Origin of the sequence: Rahnella perminowiae (assembly GCF_019049755.1) — a bacterium.
Taxonomy (GTDB): Bacteria; Pseudomonadota; Gammaproteobacteria; order Enterobacterales; family Enterobacteriaceae; genus Rahnella; species Rahnella perminowiae.
Genome location: NZ_JAFMOS010000146.1, coordinates 1 through 1,037, shown reverse-complemented (window position 1 = coordinate 1,037; position 1,037 = coordinate 1). Strand labels below are relative to the sequence as shown.

The following is a 1,037-nucleotide window of genomic DNA, read 5'->3' as shown; positions in this document are numbered from 1 at the left end:
TTGATGTACAGCAATTTGAACAGTGGCTATCAGCAGACGGAGAATTGTTTCGCATCGGGCGTTTTACCGAAAATTTCGAGCATTATAAAAACCAATTATATAATAATGAATTGGTGAATAAACTCCTCCCCAAAAAGGAACTACAACAGCGACTGTTAATGTTTTATCGTCCTCTTGAACACATAGAAAAATGGGTAGCAGAGGTCGCTTGCTTTGATGCTGCACTAGCGATAAGTGACGCCTTCAAAGATTTAATAAAGGCCATTAGCGAGGATCGCCTATCGATCACTGCTCCATTGGCGCCACTCCTTCCACCTCCTCTCACACCAGAGGAGTTTCAGCAACAGGTCGCCGGACTCAAACAGCAGTTGACCACCGCAGACAAAGCTCAGGAATGCCACGCGGAACTGCTACAGACACGTGAGCAATTGGTGAATGCGTTCAAGGAACATCAATCACATTGCGGTTCAACAAATATTTGTCCGACATGCGGACATCCTTGGCTGACGGCAGCAACGCTTCTCGAAGGAATTGAAAGTCAGAGCAAATTACTTGAAGCTTTAGCAGCTCAACAAAATAATCAATTCTCACAAGCGCTAGTAAGCTTCCGACGCAATTGGCAGGAGCCGATCGAACTTGCTCTGCAGTCCTGTCTGGCGCAAAAGAAAGAGATCATTGAACGTAAGCGTCAACTCATAAGCCTGACAGAAGAGCAAATCCAGTGGCTTGAAAATTATTATCTACAACTTAAGACGGCAGGTATTAGTATTCAGGATCTTCTGTCTGAGAATTTCGAGCTTGTAACACAGCAGGCAACAGACGAACTGGAACGTCAGGTCCGTGAAAGGTTTAAGCCCTTAGACGATAGCTGCATTTTCAATGATTACGAGAAGATTTATCGTGAAATCTTTAAAAACGATCCACAAGCTGTTGAACAAGTTACCCCTCAGCGGCTTGAACTAAAGAAAGTCTATCTGGGACAGCAGCATGCTGTTGCGTCTTCTAAATTTATCTTGGAGTGTGAACAGGACTATAAC

General features: G+C 44.2%; 1 protein-coding gene. It reads left to right on the top strand.

The window, feature by feature from the left end; all coding sequences use genetic code 11:
• Nucleotides 1-1,037, top strand: a 1,037-nt coding sequence (locus tag J1785_RS00785) for a hypothetical protein (RefSeq protein WP_217218576.1), incomplete at both ends; no start/stop codon positions are given.